At 56.6% G+C, this 21,698-nt stretch carries 19 protein-coding genes; 1 reads left to right on the top strand and 18 read right to left on the bottom strand.

The features are described from left to right. Nucleotides 1–87 precede the first annotated feature (87 nt). The 18 genes from ftsA to leuO all read right to left on the bottom strand — a co-directional run bounded on the left by ftsA (nucleotide 88) and on the right by leuO (nucleotide 21,097). Nucleotides 88–1,344, bottom strand: a complete 1,257-nt coding sequence (ftsA, locus tag SOM48_RS09210; RefSeq protein WP_023480191.1) for a cell division protein FtsA — start codon at nucleotides 1,342–1,344, stop codon at nucleotides 88–90. Next, entirely contained in the window at nucleotides 1,341–2,192 is an 852-nt protein-coding gene (ftsQ, locus tag SOM48_RS09205) for a cell division protein FtsQ (RefSeq protein ID WP_042718391.1), read from the bottom strand. Before ftsQ ends, ftsA begins: the two co-directional genes overlap by 4 nt. Before the next feature lies 1 nt (nucleotide 2,193). Further along, nucleotides 2,194–3,114 (bottom strand): D-alanine--D-alanine ligase, encoded by a 921-nt coding sequence (locus SOM48_RS09200; protein WP_042718390.1) that lies wholly within the window; start codon nucleotides 3,112–3,114, stop codon nucleotides 2,194–2,196. After that, nucleotides 3,107–4,579: a UDP-N-acetylmuramate--L-alanine ligase gene (gene murC, locus SOM48_RS09195; protein ID WP_128483641.1), complete on the bottom strand. Its 1,473-nt coding sequence runs from the start codon at nucleotides 4,577–4,579 to the stop codon at nucleotides 3,107–3,109. The genes SOM48_RS09200 and murC overlap by 8 nt, the downstream gene beginning before the upstream one ends. A gap of 59 nt (nucleotides 4,580–4,638) precedes the next feature. Further along, the gene (gene murG, locus SOM48_RS09190; RefSeq protein ID WP_023480440.1) at nucleotides 4,639–5,706 is read right to left on the bottom strand and encodes an undecaprenyldiphospho-muramoylpentapeptide beta-N-acetylglucosaminyltransferase; all 1,068 of its coding nucleotides are present in this window, start codon (nucleotides 5,704–5,706) and stop codon (nucleotides 4,639–4,641) included. Continuing rightward, nucleotides 5,706–6,947, bottom strand: coding sequence for a cell division protein FtsW (ftsW, locus tag SOM48_RS09185; protein ID WP_054802800.1), 1,242 nt, complete (start codon nucleotides 6,945–6,947; stop codon nucleotides 5,706–5,708). Before ftsW ends, murG begins: the two co-directional genes overlap by 1 nt. Next, the gene (gene murD / locus SOM48_RS09180; protein ID WP_313354093.1) at nucleotides 6,947–8,263 is read right to left on the bottom strand and encodes a UDP-N-acetylmuramoyl-L-alanine--D-glutamate ligase; all 1,317 of its coding nucleotides are present in this window, start codon (nucleotides 8,261–8,263) and stop codon (nucleotides 6,947–6,949) included. Before murD ends, ftsW begins: the two co-directional genes overlap by 1 nt. A 2-nt stretch (nucleotides 8,264–8,265) precedes the next feature. Next, a complete protein-coding gene (gene mraY, locus SOM48_RS09175; RefSeq protein WP_023480302.1) occupies nucleotides 8,266–9,348 on the bottom strand; it encodes a phospho-N-acetylmuramoyl-pentapeptide-transferase in 1,083 nt (360 codons plus the stop codon). Next, nucleotides 9,342–10,700, bottom strand: a complete 1,359-nt coding sequence (murF, locus tag SOM48_RS09170) for a UDP-N-acetylmuramoyl-tripeptide--D-alanyl-D-alanine ligase (RefSeq protein ID WP_320511828.1) — start codon at nucleotides 10,698–10,700, stop codon at nucleotides 9,342–9,344. The genes mraY and murF overlap by 7 nt, the downstream gene beginning before the upstream one ends. Beyond that, nucleotides 10,697–12,184 (bottom strand): UDP-N-acetylmuramoyl-L-alanyl-D-glutamate--2,6-diaminopimelate ligase, encoded by a 1,488-nt coding sequence (murE, locus tag SOM48_RS09165; protein WP_054802799.1) that lies wholly within the window; start codon nucleotides 12,182–12,184, stop codon nucleotides 10,697–10,699. Before murE ends, murF begins: the two co-directional genes overlap by 4 nt. Beyond that, entirely contained in the window at nucleotides 12,171–13,937 is a 1,767-nt protein-coding gene (locus SOM48_RS09160; RefSeq protein WP_023480405.1) for a peptidoglycan glycosyltransferase FtsI, read from the bottom strand. The genes murE and SOM48_RS09160 overlap by 14 nt, the downstream gene beginning before the upstream one ends. 25 nt (nucleotides 13,938–13,962) lie before the next feature. Continuing rightward, the gene (gene ftsL, locus SOM48_RS09155) at nucleotides 13,963–14,328 is read right to left on the bottom strand and encodes a cell division protein FtsL (protein WP_023480380.1); all 366 of its coding nucleotides are present in this window, start codon (nucleotides 14,326–14,328) and stop codon (nucleotides 13,963–13,965) included. After that, complete coding sequence (rsmH, locus tag SOM48_RS09150; protein WP_023480357.1) at nucleotides 14,325–15,266, bottom strand: 16S rRNA (cytosine(1402)-N(4))-methyltransferase RsmH; 942 nt, start codon at nucleotides 15,264–15,266, stop codon at nucleotides 14,325–14,327. The genes ftsL and rsmH overlap by 4 nt, the downstream gene beginning before the upstream one ends. A gap of 2 nt (nucleotides 15,267–15,268) precedes the next feature. Next, nucleotides 15,269–15,727, bottom strand: a complete 459-nt coding sequence (gene mraZ, locus SOM48_RS09145; RefSeq protein ID WP_023480198.1) for a division/cell wall cluster transcriptional repressor MraZ — start codon at nucleotides 15,725–15,727, stop codon at nucleotides 15,269–15,271. Nucleotides 15,728–16,347: 620 nt separating this feature from the next. After that, nucleotides 16,348–17,352 (bottom strand): catabolite repressor/activator, encoded by a 1,005-nt coding sequence (gene cra / locus SOM48_RS09140; protein WP_054802798.1) that lies wholly within the window; start codon nucleotides 17,350–17,352, stop codon nucleotides 16,348–16,350. Between the two features lie 177 nt (nucleotides 17,353–17,529). Next, nucleotides 17,530–18,021, bottom strand: a complete 492-nt coding sequence (gene ilvN, locus SOM48_RS09135; RefSeq protein WP_007373137.1) for an acetolactate synthase small subunit — start codon at nucleotides 18,019–18,021, stop codon at nucleotides 17,530–17,532. Between the two features lie 2 nt (nucleotides 18,022–18,023). Then, complete coding sequence (ilvI, locus tag SOM48_RS09130) at nucleotides 18,024–19,748, bottom strand: acetolactate synthase 3 large subunit (RefSeq protein ID WP_320511827.1); 1,725 nt, start codon at nucleotides 19,746–19,748, stop codon at nucleotides 18,024–18,026. A 386-nt stretch (nucleotides 19,749–20,134) separates the two neighbouring features. Beyond that, nucleotides 20,135–21,097: a transcriptional regulator LeuO gene (gene leuO, locus SOM48_RS09125; RefSeq protein WP_042718370.1), complete on the bottom strand. Its 963-nt coding sequence runs from the start codon at nucleotides 21,095–21,097 to the stop codon at nucleotides 20,135–20,137. Between the two features lie 479 nt (nucleotides 21,098–21,576). Here leuO and leuL point away from each other — a divergent pair, with 479 nt between their 5' ends. Next, a complete protein-coding gene (gene leuL / locus SOM48_RS22675) occupies nucleotides 21,577–21,663 on the top strand; it encodes a leu operon leader peptide (RefSeq protein WP_128484107.1) in 87 nt (28 codons plus the stop codon). Nucleotides 21,664–21,698: the final 35 nt, after the last annotated feature.

The raw sequence follows: 21,698 nt of genomic DNA, 5'->3' as shown, positions 1-21,698 counted from the left end.
CACCGGGCAGCCCGTGGGCCGCTTATCAGGATTGGCGTATGTGCCTGTCGCCTGAAACCGCTAATTTTCTACGGTCTCTGAAAAAAATTAAAACTCTTTTCGCAGCCAGCTGTTGATTCGTTTGAACCACGAACCGACTGACGTCCGCTTTTCCACTTCCGCTTCACCACTTAAATGGGTCTCTTTCCCGTAGTGCAGCAACCCAACCGCCGTAGAGTAATACGGCTCCTGGGCGTAATCAGTTAAGCCAGTAATATTGAGCGGTGCACCAATACGCACCTGCGTATGGAACACACGTTGCGCGCAGGCCGCCAGACCTTCAATCTGCGCCGCGCCGCCGGTTAATACAATCCCCGCCGCAAGATGATGTTTCACGCCCTGCTGGCGAAGCTGCTCCTGCAACTGCAATATCTCGTCGTTAACCAGGTTGAGCAGCTCGGTATAGCGCGGCTCAATCACATCTGCCAGCGTCTGGCGCTGCAGGCTGCGCGGCGGTCGACCGCCCACGCTTGGTACTTCCACGCTCTCATCTTTACCGACCAGCGATCCCAGCGCGCAACCGTGGCGAACTTTAATCGCTTCCGCATCACTCGGCGGTGTGCCGAAGGCGTAGGCGATATCGCTGGTTACCACATTCCCCGCGTAAGGGATCACTTTGGTGTGGCGCAGTGCGCCGCCGGTATAAACGGCCATGTCCATTGTACCACCGCCGATGTCAACGACGCAGACGCCCAGTTCGCGTTCATCTTCCGTCAACACCGAGTAGCTGGAGGCCAGCCCGGCAAAGATAAGTTGGTCAACTTTCAAACCACATCGTTCAACGGCTTTAACGATGTTTTTCGCCATATCGTTATGGCAAGTAATCAGGTGTACTTTCGCCTGCATACGCACGCCGGAAAGGCCTACCGGGTTTTTAATGCCCTCCTGGTAGTCAATGGCGTACTCCTGCGGAATCACGTGCAGCACGCGGTGTTCATCGCGTACGCGGACTGATTTCGCGGTATGCACCACGTTTTCCACATCTTCCAGCGTCACTTCTTCTTCTGAAATCGGCACCATACCAATTTCGTTCTGGCAACTAATGTGTTTCCCCGAGAGCGCAAGGTAGACCGAGGAGATCTGGCAATCGGCCATCAGTTCGGCCTGATCGATGGCGCGCTGTACGCACTTCACCACCGACTCCAGATCGTTCACCCCGCCTTTGTCCATCCCACGGGATGGGCAACTGCCTACGCCAATGATATTAACAATACCGTCGGGCAGAACTTCCCCTACTAAAGCGGCGACCTTCGCGGTGCCAATCTCCAGTCCAACTACCAGTTTTCTGTCCGTCGCCTTGATCATTGTTGCTCTGCCTGTGCCTGATTCTGTTGTGCCTGATTTTGCTGCTGATCCGCTTGTTCCTGTACAGGGGCAGGCTTCCAGCCTACCGCCGCGCCTGAGTCATAGCGCAAATCCACGTAGCTTATCTCTTTGCCGTCCGTCTGGGCCTGCTGCTGCAGCACCGGATAGAGTTCAACAAAGCGCGCCAGACGTTTCATCGTATCGCCACGGCCCAGGTTGAGCTTGATATCATTGCTCAGCGTCACCTGCCAGGAGCGCCGCGCGGTCATCGCCGCTTCTTTCAGCGTGAACTTATCCTTTGCCAGCACCTGTCCCATATCGCGGTAACCCTGCAGCACTTCATTTTCGCTGCCTTCCGGGCCATACAGCATCGGCAATATCTGCTTGCTGGTGCGTTCTGCCGGTACGCTAAAGGCGTTGCCGTCCGCATCAACCATATGCTGGTCATTCCACCGCGCTATGGGCACATATTCAACCAGATGAATCTTCAATTCGTCCGGCCACTGCTTTCTTACGCTCGCCTGCTTGATCCACGGCAGGCGCTCAATCTGGCTCTGAATGATATTGACGTCCTGGGACATAAAGGTCCCGGGTGCGCCAAGCGCCAGAATGGACTGGCGAATATCATCATTGCGCGTGTAGTGACGATCGCCGGTTAACACCAGCTTCGACAGCGGTAACCGCTGCGCGTCATCCATCCAGCCGAGCACAATCCAGCCACTCACCAACACGGTGCACAGTACCGTCAACAGGAACACAATGCCGGCAAGGCGCGTTCCATTGTTGCGGCGGGAGGTCGTTACCGCCTCCGCTTCGCGATTTCGCGTGTTCAGCGCAGCCTGAGACATATCACTCCGCCAGTTCCAGAATACGAACAACAAGCTGGGTAAAGCTCAGCCCCGCCTGACGCGCCGCCATCGGCACCAGGCTGTGGCTGGTCATACCCGGCGAGGTATTCGCTTCCAGCAAGTAAAATTGACCATCGCTGTCGAGCATGGCATCGATTCGCCCCCAGCCGCGGCAGCCTAAAACCTGCCACGCTTTGGCGATCAGCGCCTGTAAAGCCGCTTCCCGCTCTGCTTCCAGACCTGATGGACAGAAATACTTCGTCTCATCAGAGAGATACTTCGCCTCATAATCATAGAAGATTCCCGCCGGTTGAATGCGAATCGACGGTAAAATTTCATTTCCAAGCAACGCGACGGTAAATTCCGGGCCACTGAGCCATTTTTCGATCAGAACTTCATCATCGTGTTGAAAAGCAAGCGCTAAAGCCGCCTGCAGATCGCTACTTTCGTTGACCTTTGACATCCCGACGCTGGAGCCTTCACGGCTTGGCTTAACGATCAGGGGCAAGCCCAACGCTTCAATACTTTGAATATCAGACACTTGCAGGCCTGATTCAAACTCGCCGCGCGTCAGCGCAACCCATGGCGCAACCGGTAAACCCGCGCCCTGCCACAGCAATTTGCTGCGCAGTTTATCCATTGAAATCGCAGAGGCCATCACGCCGCTGCCGGTGTAGGGAACGCCGGTCAGCTCCAGCAGACCCTGCAGCGTGCCATCTTCACCGCCGCGGCCGTGCAGCGCGATAAACGCTTTACTGAAGCCCATCTCTTTCAGGCGGGTTACATCAACCTCGCGCGGATCAATGGCATGGGCGTCAACACCACCTTCACGCAGCCCGGCAAGCACAGCCGCGCCTGAATTAAGCGACACATCGCGCTCGGCGGAGGTTCCACCCAGCAGAACGGCAACTTTCTCAGCCACGCTGCACCTCCTCGCTCTGCGGCACCAGTTTGCACTGCGCGAGGCTGCGGGCGATCTTGCCGATATTACCTGCGCCCTGAATCAGGATCAGATCGTTACCGGTCAGCACCGGGGCCAGCATCGCTGCCACCTGATCCGGATCGGAGACCAGGATCGGGTCGATCTTGCCGCGACCGCGGATCGTGCGGCACAGCGAACGGCTGTCAGCACCCGGGATCGCCGTTTCGCCCGCGGCGTAAACTTCCAGCATCAGCAGCTTATCCACCTGCGTCAGCACGTTGGCGAAATCGTCATAGAGATCGCGGGTACGCGTATAGCGGTGCGGCTGGAAAATCATCACCAGATTCTTATCCGGCCAGCCGGCGCGCGCGGCTTTGATCGTCGCGTCCACTTCCGTTGGATGGTGGCCGTAATCATCAACCAGCATCGCGCTGCCGCTGTTGCCATTTACCGCTTCTAGCGGAAACTCGCCGAGGAAATCAAAGCGGCGCCCGGTGCCCTGGAAGTTCTCCAGTGCGCGCAGAATCGCCTCGTCATCAATCCCCTCTTCCGTCGCCACCGCCACCGCCGCTGCGGCATTAAGCGCATTGTGGCGACCCGGCGCATTGAGCGTCACGCGCAGCGCCGGTTTATCCTGGCGTACCAGCGTAAAGTGGCCCTGCGGCCCCTGCTGGCGGTACTCTTCAACGCGCACATCGGCGTCGTCGCTAAATCCATAGGTGGTAATTTGACGCCCGACGCGCGGCAACAGCTCGCGGATCACCGGGTCATCAACACACATCACCGCACGGCCATAAAACGGCAGGTTGTGCAGGAAGTTGATAAAGGTCGTTTTCAAATTCTCGAAGTCACCCTGGTACGTATCCATATGGTCAGCTTCGATATTGGTCACAATCGCCACCATCGGTTGCAGGTGCAGGAAGGAGGCGTCGCTCTCATCCGCTTCGGCAATCAGATAACGGCTATGGCCCAGGCGCGCATGCACCCCGGCCGCTTTTACCAGCCCGCCGTTAACGAAGGTTGGATCCAGACCCGCTTCTGCGTAGATGCTGGAGACCATGGCGGTGGTGGTCGTTTTTCCGTGCGTCCCGGCGATAGCGATGCCGTGACGAAAACGCATTAATTCAGCCAGCATCTCCGCGCGGCGGATCACCGGGATACGCGCTTCCTGTGCGGCAACAATCTCTGGGTTATCGGCAGAGATGGCGCTGGAGACCACAACAACGCTCGCATCGAGCACATTTTCCGGGCGATGGTTGAAGTAGATGGTGGCGCCAAGGGACGTCAGCTGCTGCGTCACCGGGTTTGGCGCTAAATCAGAACCGCTAATCTGGTAGCCTTCGTTGGCCAGCACTTCGGCAATACCGCCCATGCCAGCACCGCCGATGCCAACGAAGTGAATGTGCCGGACGCGACGCATCTCAGGCACGATTAAACGCAGTTTCGCAAGTTCTTGTGTATTCATTTTCTAAACGCCATCAACTTCTAAAAAATTGGCGCGACGCAAACAGGCGTCGCCACGATTTACCCTTGAGCCGCAAGGCTCACTTCATGCGCCACCCGCTCGGTGGCGTCGGGGATGGCTGCCGCGCGTGCGCGTTCCGCCATCTCTCTTAATGCTTCACGATCCCAGCCCGCAAGCGTTGCTGCCACAGCATCAACGGTAAACTGCGGCTGTTCGAGGATCTTCGCCGCGCCCACTTTCTCCAGCGGCAGGGCATTCCAGTACTGCTGTCTGTCTTTGTGCTGAAACGGCACAAACAGCGCCGGCAGACCGGCAGCGGCGATTTCGCTCACCGTCAGCGCGCCGGAGCGGCAAACGACCACATCCGCCCACGCATAGGCTTTAGCCATATCGTCAATAAATTCAGTAACTTTATGCTGCGCCTGACCCGCAGTGGCATATGCCTGCTCTACATCCTGCTGCGCGCCTTTCCCGCTCTGATGCCAGATGGTGATCGCCGCGCCCAGTTTAGCCGCCACCTGCGGCATGGTCTGGTTCAGCACGCGCGCGCCCTGCGAGCCGCCAACTACCAGCACGCGAATCGGCCCTTCGCGGCCCGGCAGACGCATCTGCGGCAGCGGCAGCGCCAGCACATCGACGCGCACCGGGTTCCCCACCACTTCCGCTTTCGGAAATGCGCCGGGAAACGCTTGCATCACTTTGGTGGCGATCTTCGCCAGCCACTTGTTGGTCAAACCGGCAATACCGTTCTGCTCATGCAGAACAACCGGGATACCGAGCGACCAGGCCGCAAGACCACCAGGGCCGGAAACATACCCGCCCATGCCCAGCACCACGTCCGGCTTGAAGCGCTTCATAATGTCGCGCGCCTGACGCCAGGCATTAAAGATACGCACCGGCGCGAGCAGCAACGCTTTCAGCCCTTTGCCGCGCAGGCCAGAGATGCGGATGAAGTCGATATCAATGCCATGTTTCGGCACCAGGTCAGCCTCCATACGATCGGCGGTTCCGAGCCAGCGTACTTGCCAGCCCTGATCCATCAAATGGTGCGCCACGGCGAGACCGGGGAAAACATGCCCGCCGGTTCCGCCTGCCATCACCATTAACCGCTTAGGTTGACCACTCATCACACACCTCGTGTAAACGCCTGAGCTTTCTTCAGACGCGTTTCATAATCTATCCGTAGCAACAGCGTAATCGCCGTCGACATAATCAATAAACTGGAGCCGCCGTAACTGATCAGCGGCAGGGTTAAGCCTTTGGTCGGCAGCATACCGGCTGCCGCACCGACGTTAACCAGCGCCTGGAAGCTAAACCAGATACCTATGGAGCAGGCAAGGAAACCGGAGAAGCGGTGGTCAATCTCCAGCGCTTTTCTGCCAATGGACATGGCGCGGAAAGCGACGAAGAATACCATTAAAAGTGCGGCTACCACACCGATATAACCGAGTTCTTCGCCGATGATGGAGAAGATAAAGTCGGTATGCGCTTCCGGCAGATACTCCAGCTTCTGCACCGAGTTGCCGAGCCCCTGCCCCCACAGCTCGCCGCGGCCAAACGCCATCAGCGACTGGGTTAACTGATATCCGCTGCCAAACGGATCTTCCCACGGGTTCCAGAAGGAGGTTACGCGGCGAATACGATAGGGTTCAGCGAGGATCAGCAGCACCACTGCCGAGATACCCATGCCGATAATGGCGATGAACTGCCACAGCTTCGCCCCCGCGAGGAACAGCATCGCCAGCGTAGTAATAAACAGCACGACCACCGTACCGAGGTCAGGCTGCGCCAGCAACAGGACCGCCAGCACGAGGATCACGCCCATCGGTTTTAAGAAGCCGCGCAGGTTATTACGTACCTCGTCCACTTTGCGCACCAGGTAGTTCGCCAGGTAGCAGAAGAGCGACAGCTTGGTGAACTCCGCCGGCTGGAAGCGCATGATGCCAAGGTCAATCCAGCGCGATGCACCGTTGATCGAACTCCCCACCACCAGCACCACTAACAGCATAATGATCGCCGCGATCAGCATCACCGAACTGTACTTCTGCCAGAACTCCATCGGCAGGCGCAGCGTGATCATCGCCATACAGAACGACAGGAACAGATAAAGCCCATGGCGTTTGGCGAAGAAGAAGGGATCGTCCGTCAAACGCTGACCGACCGGCATTGACGCGGAGGTCACCATAATGAAGCCGATCGCCGCCAGGCCCAGCGTCAACCACAGCAGCGTGCGGTCGTACATCACCAGGCTGTCGGTATCTTTCTGTCGCGAGCCCATGACCCAGCCTTTCAATGCCGCAAACAGCCACGCCAGGATCCCATAACCTGGCAGACGCGGCATTCTCGGGCGGGGAAGCGTTAAACGCATTAGCCTAACTCCTGCGCCAGACGGGTGAACTGGTCGCCCCGTTGTTCGAAATTCTTAAACTGATCGAGGCTGGCACAGGCCGGCGACAACAGCACCATATCGCCTGGCTGCACGCGCGCGGCAATTAAACGCATCGCCTGATCCATAGTTTCTGTCTGCTCAGCCACATCCGGGCGCAGCGCAGCCAGCTCAGCGCCATCGCGCCCGAAGCAGTAGAGGCGAATACGATCGCCGCCAAGATAGCGCTTCAGCGGCGAGAAGTCCGCCGATTTGCCGTCACCGCCGAGCAGCAGATGCAGCGTACCTTCCACCTGCAGGCCATTAAGCGCCGCTTCGGTGCTGCCGACGTTGGTCGCTTTCGAGTCGTTGATCCAGCGCACGCCGTTATGCTCAAACGCCAGCTGGAAGCGGTGCGCCAGCCCGCCAAAGGTGGTCAGCGCCTTCAGGCTGCTGGCGCGCGGTAAACCTGCCGCATCCGCCAGTGCCAGCGCTGCCAGCGCGTTGGTGTAGTTGTGCTGGCCGCTCAGTTTCATCTCTTTGACGTTCAGCACCTTCTCACCTTTTACCCGCAGCCAGATTTCGCCCTGCTGGCGGTTGAGGTGATAGTCACCGACGTCAACGCCAAAGCTGACGCAGCGCTCATCGGCACCGCGAACCGGCATGGTCAGGGCGTCATCGGCATTGACCACGCACACTTTGGCGTTTTCATAGATACGCAGTTTGGCCGCGCGGTACTGTTGCAGGCCAAACGGATAGCGATCCATATGATCTTCAGTGACGTTAAGAATGGTTGCCGCCACGGCGTGCAGGCTGGAGGTGGTTTCCAGCTGGAAGCTGGAGAGCTCCAGCACATACAGCTCGCGCGCTTCGTCCAGCAGCATCAGCGCTGGCAGGCCAATATTGCCGCCGACACCAACATTTTTACCGGCCGCTTCCGCCATCTCACCAACCAGTTTGGTGACGGTGCTTTTGCCGTTCGAACCGGTAATGGCGATGATCGGTGCCTGCGCTTCGCGGCAGAAGAGCTCGATATCGCCGACAATCTCGACGCCCGCGTCCGCTGCCGCACTGAGCGACGGATGCGCCAGCGCCATACCGGGGCTGGCGACAATCAGATCGGCGCTCTGCAACCAGTTATCATTAAGACTACCAAGATGGCGCTCGACCGTTTCCGGCAGCTTATCCAGCCCCGGCGGCGACGTGCGGGTATCCATCACCTTAGGCGTGACGCCGCGCGCGAGGAAAAAGTCCACGCAGGAAAGGCCCGTCAGGCCTAAACCGATAATGACGACTTTTTTACCCTGGTAATCTGCCATGATTAACGTACCTTCAGCGTTGCCAGGCCAATCAGCACCAGCATCAGCGAAATAATCCAGAAGCGCACAATCACGCGCGGCTCCGGCCAGCCTTTCAATTCATAGTGGTGGTGAATCGGTGCCATACGGAAAATGCGCTGGCCGCGCAGTTTGAACGAGCCAACCTGCAAAATCACCGACAGCGTTTCCACCACAAAGACACCGCCCATAATCACCAGCAGGAACTCCTGGCGCAGCAGCACGGCGATAATGCCGAGCGCGCCGCCGAGCGCCAGCGATCCGACATCGCCCATAAAGACCTGCGCCGGATAGGTGTTAAACCACAGGAAACCGAGCCCGGCACCGACAATCGCCGTACAGACGATCACCAGCTCACCCGCGTGACGCAGATAAGGGATGTGCAGATAGTTGGCGAAGTTCATGTTACCGGTCGCCCACGCCACCAGCGCGAAACCGCCTGCGACAAAGACGGTCGGCATAATCGCCAGGCCATCGAGGCCATCGGTCAGGTTGACGGCGTTACCGGTGCCGACAATCACAAAGTAAGCGAGCAGCACGTAGAACAGACCGAGCTGCGGCATCACATCTTTAAAGAACGGCACCACCAGTTCGGTGGCGGGGGTATCTTTTCCGGCAAGGTAGAGCGCAAACGCGACGCCCAGCGCAATCACCGACATCCAGAAGTACTTCCAGCGGGCGATAAGCCCCTTGGTATCTTTGCGCACCACTTTGCGGTAATCATCGACAAAGCCGATGATGCCGTAGCCCACCAGCACCACCAGTACGCACCAGACGTACGGGTTGGAGGGGTAAGCCCACAGCAACACCGAGACGACAATCGCGGTGAGGATCATGATCCCGCCCATCGTCGGCGTACCGCGTTTACTGAAGTGCGATTCCGGGCCGTCGTTACGCACAACCTGGCCAAAAGAGAGTTTCTGCAAGCGGGCGATCATGCGCGGCCCCATCCACAGTGAGATGAAGAGCGCGGTCAGCAGGCTGACAATGGCGCGAAACGTCAGATAGGAAAAGACGTTAAAGCCGGAATAATATTTGACCAAATGCTCGGCCAGCCAAACTAACATGTCCCGTTCTCCTGTAAGTCGCGTACCACCTCTTCCATGGCGGAGCTACGTGAACCTTTCACTAAAATAGTAATCATTGGGTGCTCGGCAATCAGCGCTGTTAAACGCGCCGTGGCCGCAGCTTTATCGTTGAAATGCTCGCCAACGCCGCTGGCGTCGCTGAGCGCTTTACTTAATGTGCCGACGCTCAGCACCTTGTCGATACCGACGGCTTTCGCCGCTTCGCCGACCTGAACGTGGCAGGCTTCGCTCTCGTCGCCCAGCTCCGCCATATCGCCCACCACCATGACGCGGTAGCCGGGCATCTCTGCCAGCACGTGCGCAGCGGCGGTCATCGACCCGACGTTAGCGTTATAGGTATCGTCCAGCAGCAGCTGGTTTTCACCAAGGCGCACCGGGAAGAGACGGCCCGGCACTGCTTTCAGCTTCGCCAGGCCCTGTTTTACCGCATCGAGAGATGCGCCCACCGCCATCGCCAGCGCGGTCGCTGCCAGCGCGTTAGCAATGTTGTGACGTCCCGGCAGGGGTAAAGTCACCTCGGCATTGCCGGTCGGCGTTTGCAGCGTGAACTCGGTGCCGTGGGAGGTGATATGCACATTGGTGGCGGTAAAATCGCTGTTCGCCGCGTTGGGCGAGAAGCGCCACACTTTGCGATCGCCGATAATGCTCTGCCAGTTCAGCCAGTCATTGTTATCGGCATTGAGAATGGCGATGCCGTTGGCCGGCAGGCCGGTGTAGATTTCACCTTTCGCCTTCGCCACGCCCGCCAGCGATCCGAACCCTTCCAGATGCGCAGCAGCCAGGTTGTTGACCAGCGCCGCTTCCGGGCGGGTCAGGCTGACGGTCCAGGCGATTTCGCCCTGGTGGTTAGCCCCCAGCTCAATCACCGCGTACTGGTGCTCTTTGATCAGGCGCAGCAGGGTCATCGGCACGCCGATATCATTGTTCAGGTTACCCGCGGTGTAGAGCGTGTTGCCGCACTCGCTAAGAATGGCGGCGGTCATCTCTTTCACCGAGGTTTTACCGGAGGAGCCGGTCAGCGCAACAACGCGCGTCGGCACCTGCTGACGCACCCATGCCGCCAGTTCGCCAAAGGCCTGGCGGGTATCACTCACCACCAGTTGCGGCAGATCGGTATCCAGCTTGCGGCTCACCAGCAGCGCGCCCGCGCCGCCCGCTTTGGCTTGCTCGGCAAAATCGTGGGCGTCAAAACGTTCGCCTTTCAACGCCACAAACAGGCAGCCCGGCGTCAGTTTGCGGGTATCGCTGGTCACGGCGTCAATGGTGACGTCCTGACCTAAAAGTTCACCGTGCAGCGTGCCGGCAAGCTGGCTGAGCGTTACGCTAATCATGCTACTACCCCCAGCAGACGCGCGGCGGTCACACGGTCTGAGTAATCGAGACGGTGGGTGCCGACAATCTGATAATCTTCATGGCCTTTACCTGCCAGCAGCACCACATCGTTCTCTTTGGCCTGCATAATGGCGTTGGTCACCGCTTCGGCGCGGCCCTCCACCACATGCGCGCGTCCGGCGTCGAGCATACCGGCGAGAATGTCATTAATGATGGCGCGTGGCTCTTCGGTGCGCGGGTTGTCATCGGTGACGACCGGCACATCGGCAAACTCTTCGGCAATCGCGCCCATCAGCGGACGTTTGCCCTTGTCACGATCGCCGCCGCAGCCAAAGACGCACCACAGTTTTCCTGTGCAGTGCAGGCGCGCGGCCTGCAGCGCTTTTTCCAGCGCGTCCGGCGTGTGGGCATAATCCACCACCACCGTCGGTTTGCCCGGCGCGCTAAACACTTCCATCCGTCCGCAAACGGGTTGCAGGCGGGGAGCGGTTTTCAGCAGATCGCTGAGGGGATAGCCAAGCGCCAGCAGGGTTGCCAGCGCCAGCAGCAGGTTGCTGACGTTAAACGCGCCCATCAGGCGGCTTTCGATTTCGCCTTCGCCCCAGCTGGAGTCGAAGCGAATGGTCGCCCCGCTGTCGTGGTAATCAACGCTCAGGGTTTTCAGCCAGCGCCCGTGGCAATCCGGATTGATATGACCTTCCATCGACACGGCAACCGCATCCGGCAGGTTTGCCAGCCAGCGGCGGCCCACTTCGTCATCGGCGTTGATGATCGCCTGACCATAGTGGTGCGAGGAGAAGAGCAGCCATTTGGCAGCTTCGTAATGGGTCATATCGCCGTGATAATCGAGGTGATCGCGGCTTAAATTGGTGAACACCGAGGCGGCGAATTTCAGTGCCGCCACGCGATGCTGAACTAAACCGTGGGAGGAGACCTCCATCGCGGCAAGGGTAGCGCCCTGCTCCGCGAGACCGGCAATCACATGCTGGACATCGACCGCAGAACCAGTGGTGTTTTCCGTTGGCACCACTTTACCAAGCAGGCCGTTGCCGACCGTACCCATCACCGCGCTGGTTTCACCCAGCAACTGGCTCCACTGCGCTAACAGCTGCGTGGTGGTGGTTTTACCGTTAGTTCCGGTGACGCCAATCAGGCGCAACTGGTCTGACGGCTCGCCGTAGAAACGGCCCGCCAGCGCAGAGAGGCGCTCATTCAACTGGCTTAAGTAAACCACCGGCACGCCGTGCATTTCACGAATTTCACCGTCATTTGCCTCGTCTTTCGCTTCAGCAATAATGGCAGCAACACCTTGCGCAATCGCCTGCGGGATATAACGACGCCCGTCCGCCTGATGACCGACCACCGCCACGAAGAGATCGCCCGACGCAGCCACACGGCTGTCGAGTGTCATCTCTCGTAGTGCTCGCGCAGGTAGCATCGGTACCCACGGAGCGAGAAGGTCGCGCAAATTACGATCTGCCACCTGATCCCTCGCCTTGATTAATTACAAACTCACTTTTTTCGCCCGTGGTCAGCGCATCCGGCTCGATGTTCATGGTACGCAGTACGCCGCCCATGATGGCACCGAAGACCGGTGCAGAGACCGCGCCACCGTAGTATTTGCCCGCTTGCGGATCGTTAATGACCACCACCAGCGCAAAGCGCGGCCTGCTGGCAGGCGCGACGCCCGCAGTGTATGCAATGTATTTGTTGATGTAGCGCCCATCCGGCCCGACTTTTTTCGCGGTACCGGTTTTGATCGCGATGCGATAGCCCTTAATGGCCGCTTTTACCCCGCCGCCGCCCGGCAGCGCCACGCTCTCCATCATGTGCACCACGGTGCGGACAATGGATTCGTTGAAGACGCGCTCACCCGGTACGGGCGGATCGACTTTGGTAATCGACAGCGGGCGATAGATGCCGTAGCTGCCAATGGTTGCGTAGACTCGCGCTAACTGTAACGGCGTTACCATTAGCCCGTAGCCGAAAGAGAAGGTGGCCCTCTCTATGTCAGACCACCGTTGTTTTTGAGGAAATAAGCCACTGCGTTCCCCGACCATCCCCAAATTGGTCGTTTTTCCCAGTCCAAAACGTGAGTAAGTATCTACTAACGCTGAGGAGGGCATCGCTAACGCCAGCTTGGATACGCCAACGTTACTCGACTTCTGCAGCACCCCGGTAAGGGTCAATTCGCTATAGCGCGCCACGTCTTTGATTTCGTGACCGTTAATTCGGTAAGGCACGGTGTTAAGCACCGTATTCGGGTTAACCACGCCGCGTTGCAGCGCGGTCATTACCACCATGGGCTTCACCGTCGAACCTGGTTCGAAAACGTCGGTGATAGCGCGGTTACGCATCGCGTCTTTGGCGGTGCCGGAGAAGTTGTTCGGGTTATAGGAGGGGCTGTTGGCCATCGCCAGCACTTCACCGGTGTTAACATCCACCAGCACGGCGCTGCCGGATTCGGCTTTGTTAAACGCCACGGCGTTGTTCAGTTCGCGGTAAACCAGCGCCTGCAAACGTTCGTCAATGCTCAGCGCGAGGTTGTGCGCCGCCTGGCTGTCGGTCGAGGAGATATCCTCAATTACGCGACCATAACGATCTTTACGCACGATGCGCTCGCCCGGCTGGCCGGTAAGCCACTTATCAAAGCTCTTTTCGACCCCTTCAATCCCCTGGCTGTCGACGTTAGTAAAGCCGATCAGGTGAGCGGTCACTTCCCCGGACGGGTAGTAGCGGCGCGACTCTTCACGCAGATGAATGCCGGGAAGCTTGAGTTTTTTGATGTAGTCCCCCAGATCCGGGTTAACCTGGCGGGCAAGGTAGATGAAGCGCATCTTCGGGTTAGCGTTGATGCGCGAGGCGAGCTGGTCGAGCGGCATATTGAGCGCATCGGAGAGCGCTTTCCAGCGGTTATCCAGCGTTACGCCACCTGCGTCATGCAGCTCTTTCGGATCGGCCCAGATCGCTTTTACCGGCACGCTAACCGCCAGCGGACGTCCGGAGCGGTCGGTGATCATCCCGCGCGAGGTCGCCACTTCCTGCACGCGCAGCGAGCGCATATCGCCCTGGCGCACCAGCATATCGGGGTTGATGATTTGCAGATACGCGACGCGACCAATCAGGAAGCCGAGCGCCAATAAAATACAGCCGCAAAGCAACGCAAAACGCCAACTTATAAAGTTGGCCTGCTCTTCCTGGCGTTTCGCTTTCACCATCTTCGCCGCGGCTTTCATGCGCTGGGTTGTTCCTTTTTCATCGCTATTTCTGCACCACAATATTTTCCTGTGAAGGATCGACGTGCTGCATCTGCAGCTTCTCGGTAGCAATCCGTTCGACCCGGCTATGATCGCCGAGGGCGTTCTCTTCAAGAATCAGGTTGCGCCATTCGATATCCAGCGCGTCGCGCTCAATCACCAGTTGTTCACGCTGTGCGGTTAACAAACGGGTATGGTGCGCGGTGGTGACGACCGTGATGGCCGTCATGATGATGCAAATGAACAGGCAGAGTGGCAGTTTCCCGAACCGCAAAAGATCGTCGCCGATCACGCCAGGCAAGGCATGGCGCTCGCTGCTTCCTAACGATCCCTTAACTTTGCTGAGGGTCTCTGTCACTCTGCCGATCATGCGTTCGTCCTCTCTGCAATTCGCAGAACTGAACTACGGGCACGTGGGTTTTCCGCCACTTCTTCTTCGCCCGGCATCATTTTTCCTAAGGCTCGCAGTTGACGGCCACCCAGCTTGCTGAGTTGCGCTTCGGTCATCGGCAGCCCGGCAGGAACCTGCGGCCCACGGCTTTGCTCACGCATAAAGCGCTTCACAATGCGGTCTTCCAGCGAGTGGAAGCTGATGACAGAAAGCCGGCCTCCCGGGGCCAGCACATCGAGCGAGTTTTTTAGCGCCTGCTCTATCTCCTCCAGTTCACTGTTCACCCAGATGCGCACCGCCTGGAAGGTACGGGTCGCGGGATGTTTAAACTTATCTTTTATCGGCGTCGCCGCTGCCACCACTTCTGCCAGCGCTTTGGTGCGGGTCATCGGATCGAGGCGATTACGCTCGACGATGGCGCGGGCGATGCGTTTGGCAAAGCGCTCTTCACCAAAGGTTTTCAGCACCCAGGCAATATCCGCCTCGTCTGCGGTTTGCAGCCACTGGGCGGCAGACTGGCCGCGCGTCGGATCCATACGCATATCCAGCGGGCCGTCTCGCATAAAGGAGAAGCCGCGCTCCGGATCGTCAAGCTGCGGTGAAGAGACGCCAAGATCGAGGAGAATGCCGTCAATCTTGCCAATAAGATCGCGCTCGCTGACATAATCAGCGAGCGCAGAAAAGGGTCCATGAATGATGGAGAAGCGCGGGTCATTAATGGTCTTCGCAACTTCAATTGCCTGCGGATCGCGATCGATTGCCAGCAAGCGGCCTTCCGCCCCCAATTGGGAGAGGATCAGGCGCGAGTGTCCACCGCGACCAAAAGTGCCATCAATGTAAATGCCATCCGGACGAATATTCAGGCCGTTAACGGCCTCATCCAGCAGCACCGTGGTGTGTTTAAAATTTTCCATCATCATTAAAGAGACAAATCCTGCAACCGATCCGAAAGTCCTTCGGAACCGGATTGCTCAGCGTCAATATCTTCCCTGACCTGTTGATACCAGGTCGTTTCATCCCACAGCTCAAATTTATTGAACTGTCCGACCAGCATCACTTCTTTGGTTAGCCCGGCGTGCTGCCGTAAGACAGGCGCAATTAATATGCGACCGGCGCTATCCATCTGGCACTCGCTGGCATGCCCCAGCAATAAACGTTGTACGCGCCGCTCAAGCGGGTTCATGCTCGACAGCCGCGACAGTTTTTGCTCGATAATTTCCCATTCGGGCAGAGGGTAAAGCAGCAGGCATGTGTGGCGAATATCAATGGTACAGACCATCTGGCCGGAGGCACTCTCCTGCAGCGAATCCCGATAACGGGTCGGAACGGATAACCGCCCTTTGCTGTCGAGATTGACTAACGTCGCGCCACGGAACATGTCCGGTTTACCCCCGCATGATCATTTCCACCACTTTATCCCACAAAACCCCACCGAGGGAGTTTACGGAGCGGAGGAAAAGCTTGTCAAGCCAGCGCAAAGGCCAACAAGAACAAAAGATCCCTTATTCGTAATGAATATCAGCGTCGGTGAAATAGTGCTCAGCTTACGAGGCAAATTAACGTCATGAATATTTGCAAGAAAAAAGGGGGAAATATAGGGCCCGGGGTTTCAGACCATTCCGTTTCTGTACGCGAAATATAAAGTGTCAGTTTGCGACGCGGGCGGCATTTTAAGGCATAACGGCGCGACTTAACAGCGCCAGATGCAGGTCCTGACGCTAACTTCGTCCCGGTTTCGCTAAGGCGATGATCCCCCCAGTAAAAGTGGTTGTTAATTAATCGAATGCGATCAGGAGATGTAACAATTCAATACAGAAATCATCATCAGTAACTTCTTAACGGGTGGTGAGAAATCGGAAGTAAAGAAACTTAAAGAAATAATAAATCAGAGCATCTTCGTAAATTAAGGATTTATCTGAGGAGTTAAATAGCACTATTTCGATTAAGGCGAAATGTTGAAAAGGAAAAGGCAGCTCGCGCTGCCTTAATTACCTTTATTTATACACGGCTTAATATGCCGCGGCGATAGAGATTACGTCGAATACGGCTCAATCCCGGCTTCGGCTTGCGCGGTTCATCAAGACTTGCCAGCACGATCTCCAGCACCCGCTCGGCAACGTCACGGTGGCGCTGCGCCACGGCCAGCACCGGGCATTGCAGAAAATCGAGCAGTTCATGATCGCCAAAGGTGGCTATCGACAGATTGGAAGGCAGCTTGCCGTCGCGGCGCAGCGTTACATCCAGCACGCCCTGCAGCAGCGCGAAAGAGGTGATAAACATCGCTTCCGGCATCTCATTCGTTTCCAGCCACTTTTCAAATAACTGAGCGGCGGCGTCGCGCTCATAGCCATTGGCGTAGAGATACTTCACCTCGCGCGGATCATCTTTCCAGGCACTGCGGAAACCCTGCTCACGCAGGAAGCTTACCGATAGCTCCGGTAGCGCGCCTAAATAGAGCACGCGCTCCGCCGGCATTTTACGCAACTCCGCCGCCAGCATCTCTGAATCCTCCTGGTCAGCCCCCACCACGCTGGTAAAGTGTTCACGATCCAGCGCGCGATCGAGCGCGACAATCGGGAAGGCGTCATTCGCCCAGCGCTGATAGAAGGGGTGCTCCGGCGGAAGGGAGGTCGAGACGATGATTGCATCCACCTGCCGTTGCAGCAGATGTTCGATGCAGCGCATCTCGTTATCGGGCTGATCTTCAGAGCAGGCGATCAGCAGCTGGTAGCCGCGCTGGCGCGCCTGGCGCTCCAGATAATTAGCAATACGGGTATAGCTTGTGTTTTCCAGATCGGGAATGACCAGCCCAATCGATCGTGTGCGTCCTGCTCGTAACCCAGCCGCCACCGCGTTCGGGTGGTAGTTATGCTCACGAACGACCGCCATAACTTTCTCAACGGTTTTATCGCTGACACGATACTGCTTCGCCTTTCCGTTAATGACGTAGCTTGCCGTGGTTCGTGAGACGCCGGCGAGCCGGGCGATTTCATCCAGTTTCACAATTGCCCCTTAAAATGATGCGCACCATAACCTTTTTAGGGATATAGGTTAATTTCCATAACATCTAAGCGCAGAAAGGTAACTGCGGCAACCGCTTTTCTCTCTGCTTCCGGCTGATTTCGCAAAAAAAAGCCCGGCATAATCAGCCGGGCTTAAAAATGTGGAACCTTGCTCGCATTAGCGCATGATTTTATCGCCGCGTGATAAACCGACCACGCCGGAGCGCGCCACTTCAACAATCTTTGCAACATCACGAATTGTGGCGAGGAACGCATCAAGCTTGTCGCTGGTGCCGGCGAGCTGAACCGTGTAAATCGACGGCGTGACGTCAATGATCTGCCCGCGGAAGATCTCCGCGTTGCGCTTAACCTCTTCCCGGCCATAGCCGCTGGCCTGGATCTTCACCAGCATGATCTCACGCTCAACATAGGCCCCCTGCCCCAGCTCGTTTACGCGCAGCACGTCCACCAGTTTGTGCAGTTGCTTCTCGATCTGTTCAAGGACCTTTTGATCGCCCACGGTCTGGATGGTCATCCGCGACAGGGTGGGATCGTCCGTTGGCGCGACCGTCAGGCTCTCGATGTTGTAGCCGCGCTGTGAGAAGAGGCCAATAACGCGCGATAACGCGCCCGATTCGTTTTCCAGTAAGACAGACAATATCCGGCGCATAATCAGGTTCTCTCCGTTTTGCTTAACCACATCTCATCCATGCCGCCGCCGCGGATCTGCATCGGATAAACGTGTTCACTTCCATCAACGGTCACATCAACAAAGACCAGTCGATTGTTTTTCACCTGCTCCAGCGCCTCGGCGAGCTTCGCCTCCAGCTCTTCCGGACGGGTAATGCGGATACCAACATGACCATACGCTTCGGCGAGACGGGCAAAATCCGGTAAAGACTCCATATAAGATTGCGAGTGGCGACCGGAGTAGATCATATCCTGCCACTGCTTCACCATGCCGAGGTAGCGGTTGTTAAGGTTGAGAACCAGCACCGGCAGCTCATATTGCAGCGCCGTCGAAAGCTCCTGGATATTCATCTGGATACTGCCGTCGCCGGTGACGCAAATCACCGTCTCGTCCGGCAGCGCCATTTTTACGCCCAGCGCGGCAGGCAAACCGAAGCCCATCGTGCCGAGCCCGCCGGAGTTGATCCAGCGGCGCGGTTTATCGAAGCGATAATAGAGCGCGGCAAACATCTGGTGCTGACCAACATCGGAGGTGACGTAAGCGTCGCCATTAGTCAGGCGCCAGGCAGCCTCAATCACCGCCTGCGGTTTAATGCTTTCGCTTTGCGTGTCATATTTCAGGCACTGGCGCGCGCGCCACTGCTCAATGCGCAGCCACCAGTCGCGGATCTCATCGTGCGGCTGCGAGGCGCGCTCCTGTTCAAGCAACTCCAGCATCTGTTCCAGCACCTGGCGCGCATCGCCAACAATCGGCACATCCGCCTGCACGGTTTTAGAAATAGAGGTGGGATCGATATCGATATGCAGCACCGTCGCGTCGGGGCAGTACTTCAGCAAATTATTGGTGGTGCGATCGTCAAAACGTACGCCAACGGCAAAGATCACGTCGGCGTGGTGCATCGTCATATTCGCTTCATAGGTGCCGTGCATACCGAGCATGCCGAGCGACTGGCGATGGGAAGCCGGGAAAACACCCAGCCCCATTAATGAGGAGACCACCGGCGCATTCAGCGTTTCAGCCAGCTGGCGCAGCGGGGCGTCGCAGGCAGAAGTAATGGCCCCACCGCCGACATAGAAGACCGGCTTTTTGGCGGCAACCAAGGTTTGCAGGGCACGTTTAATCTGCCCTTTGTGCCCCTGCGTGGTCGGGTTATAGGAGCGCATGCTGACCGACTCTGGCCAGAGATAGGGCAGCTTGTTCGCGGGGTTCATAATATCTTTCGGCAGATCCACCACCACCGGACCGGGGCGTCCGCTGGCAGCGAGCCAGAACGCCTTTTTTAATACGCTGGGGATATCTTCTGCCTGCTTCACCAGAAAGCTGTGTTTCACCACCGGGCGGGAGATGCCCACCATGTCACACTCCTGGAAGGCGTCGTAACCAATCAGCGAGGTCGCTACCTGACCGGAGAGCACCACCAGCGGGATGGAGTCCATATAAGCTGTCGCGATACCGGTGATAGCGTTTGTCGCGCCGGGGCCGGAAGTCACCAGCACCACCCCTACTTCACCTGTTGCACGCGCCAGCCCGTCTGCCATGTGAACGGCCGCCTGCTCATGGCGCACCAGCACATGCTCGATGCCACCGACGGTATGCAGGGCGTCGTAGATATCAAGTACCGCGCCCCCGGGGTAGCCGAATACCTTCTTTACGCCTTGATCGATGAGCGATCGCACGACCATCTCGGCTCCAGACAACATCTCCATGCTTTGCCTCCAGGCTTACATTTGTCGACTGACGGCAGAACTCATTTCCGCACTGTCGCTCTGTTCAGAACAGGACATCCTGCTTTCTGATTATGAATGGCAGTTACCATAACCGCTCAAAATCTGGCAGGCAATCCGACCTCAGGCGAGGAAAAGCGCCGCTAAAAGCAGAAACAGGAGGTCTTAAATGAAGAGCTGGTGAAAACGTCTGTAATAAGCCGCGACGATGACCATTGATCGCTGAGATAAGGGAATGTTCAGTAATTCATGCATTTTTAACATCGTGCAGAGATTCGCTGGCAGGATAAATCAGAATAAAATAGTGGTTATATAGATAAAGGCAGAATAAACCGGAATTCAGCCGCCCGGTTTATTCCGCACGCCCCTTAGTGGCTACAGACCGACACCAGCAGCTCCTCCATCCACTGATGCCCCTTATCCCGACCAGCGGATTCGTGCCATGAGAGGCAGCAGGTACGGCTATTGAGCGTAAGCGGCAACGGCAGCGTATGCAGCGCCAGCCCGCTGGCAAAGCGCTCCACCAGCCAGCGCGGCGCAATAGCAACCAGATGGGTTTGAGAGACAACGTTTAATACGCTGGGCAGCGCCATTCCTTGATAGGCAATGCGGTTGCGCTTTTCGACCGTGTCGTACCAGGGCTGGCTGAAAGAGGCGTAGCGCTCCAGCGAAACAACGGCGTGCTGCTCGTTAAACAGGCTGTTTTCCGTCGTCAGGTCAGCGATGCGCGGATGTTGTTGGCTCACCGCCAGCACCATTTCATCTTTAAACAGCGGGACGCAGGAAAACTCCGGACGACGAAATTCTTCATAGCCGATCACAAATTCTATTTCCTGATAGCGCAACTGATGTTCGGTACTGTGATTGAGATCAGATTTAAATATCAGCTTTATATTTGGCGCGACGGTTTTAACATTATTGTAAATAACCGAAGTCAAGAAATTATCGAGTGGACTGCATACGCAAAGATTAAAAATCCGCTCGCTGCTTTGTGGATCAAAACCGGAGCCAGGCAGTTCATTTTGTACCAACTGAAGTGCCTGCCTTATCGCACCAAAAAGCTGATACGAACGTGCAGTAGGTTGAATACCTCGACCATAACGAACAAAAAGTTCGTCGTTAAACATCACCTTAAGACGCGCAACGGCATTACTGACGGCGGGTTGAGACATACCCAACGCATGGGCTGCACGCGTAATGTTTTGCTCCTGCATAACGGCATCAAAAACGGTCAGTAAATTGAGATCAACCGAACGTAATTGTGGCTTCTCGCCGTCATTAACCTTTTGATTATAAATACTTTCCCCGGGAAAATTGCAATCCGTCGTCATGATAAACTCCCTTGACTTGTGTAATAATAATATTCAGGAAGATGATTTATCACGCATATAGCATTATTAGAAGCGCAGTGTGAAAATTTAGGAATATATAAAGCTTACATTTAATTTCCTGGATGAAATTAAAAAAAGCATTACTCAGCCCTGTAATATAAATTAATTTTTAATATTTTCACTTCCATAGCTGTTTTGTAACGATAATCATAAGTCGATTGCCCTACCCACCATTTTCTTTAACATCTCGCCGAAAAGGATTATTAATTCCCCGAACCTTCCCTTCGCTTTTTCTTACGAAAAGTCTTATCAGCACAACAAGCAAGAATGTCGCGATCACGCTAATTAGACAGCAGATTAAACTAAAACAGTGCGCGGAGATTTGCGCTTCACCATCGCCAGTTTTCGCCGGGGGGTTGACATCAAAGTGCGTATCCAGTACCACTAAAAGCATATCGGTTTTCACGGGAGCAAGATTCATGATTCGTCACGTTCGTTTCGCTGGTCTACTACTACTAAACGCATCAACTGTGCGCGGTAGACCGGTGGACGACACTCAGAACTGAATCGTCTTCCTGTTAAGACTAAGAACCCGCGCCTT

It is taken from the genome of Kosakonia sp. CFBP8986, assembly GCF_034044935.1.
Taxonomy (GTDB): Bacteria; Pseudomonadota; Gammaproteobacteria; order Enterobacterales; family Enterobacteriaceae; genus Kosakonia; species Kosakonia cowanii.
The sequence above is the reverse complement of the archived record's forward strand: the minus strand, read 5'-3'. Positions and strand labels throughout refer to the sequence as shown.

What these genes read in the sequence shown, in the direction of transcription:
- ftsA (WP_023480191.1), bottom strand. Translation starts at nt 1,344, where the DNA reads ATGATCAAGGCGACGGACAGAAAACTGGTAGTTGGACTGGAGATTGGC.
- ftsQ (WP_042718391.1), bottom strand. Translation starts at nt 2,192, where the DNA reads ATGTCTCAGGCTGCGCTGAACACGCGAAATCGCGAAGCGGAGGCGGTA.
- murC (WP_128483641.1), bottom strand. Translation starts at nt 4,579, where the DNA reads ATGAATACACAAGAACTTGCGAAACTGCGTTTAATCGTGCCTGAGATG.
- murG (WP_023480440.1), bottom strand. Translation starts at nt 5,706, where the DNA reads ATGAGTGGTCAACCTAAGCGGTTAATGGTGATGGCAGGCGGAACCGGC.
- ftsW (WP_054802800.1), bottom strand. Translation starts at nt 6,947, where the DNA reads ATGCGTTTAACGCTTCCCCGCCCGAGAATGCCGCGTCTGCCAGGTTAT.
- murD (WP_313354093.1), bottom strand. Translation starts at nt 8,263, where the DNA reads ATGGCAGATTACCAGGGTAAAAAAGTCGTCATTATCGGTTTAGGCCTG.
- mraY (WP_023480302.1), bottom strand. Translation starts at nt 9,348, where the DNA reads ATGTTAGTTTGGCTGGCCGAGCATTTGGTCAAATATTATTCCGGCTTT.
- murF (WP_320511828.1), bottom strand. Translation starts at nt 10,700, where the DNA reads ATGATTAGCGTAACGCTCAGCCAGCTTGCCGGCACGCTGCACGGTGAA.
- SOM48_RS09160 (WP_023480405.1), bottom strand. Translation starts at nt 13,937, where the DNA reads ATGAAAGCCGCGGCGAAGATGGTGAAAGCGAAACGCCAGGAAGAGCAG.
- ftsL (WP_023480380.1), bottom strand. Translation starts at nt 14,328, where the DNA reads ATGATCGGCAGAGTGACAGAGACCCTCAGCAAAGTTAAGGGATCGTTA.
- rsmH (WP_023480357.1), bottom strand. Translation starts at nt 15,266, where the DNA reads ATGATGGAAAATTTTAAACACACCACGGTGCTGCTGGATGAGGCCGTT.
- mraZ (WP_023480198.1), bottom strand. Translation starts at nt 15,727, where the DNA reads ATGTTCCGTGGCGCGACGTTAGTCAATCTCGACAGCAAAGGGCGGTTA.
- ilvN (WP_007373137.1), bottom strand. Translation starts at nt 18,021, where the DNA reads ATGCGCCGGATATTGTCTGTCTTACTGGAAAACGAATCGGGCGCGTTA.
- ilvI (WP_320511827.1), bottom strand. Translation starts at nt 19,748, where the DNA reads ATGGAGATGTTGTCTGGAGCCGAGATGGTCGTGCGATCGCTCATCGAT.
- leuO (WP_042718370.1), bottom strand. Translation starts at nt 21,097, where the DNA reads ATGACGACGGATTGCAATTTTCCCGGGGAAAGTATTTATAATCAAAAG.
- leuL (WP_128484107.1), top strand. Translation starts at nt 21,577, where the DNA reads ATGATTCGTCACGTTCGTTTCGCTGGTCTACTACTACTAAACGCATCA.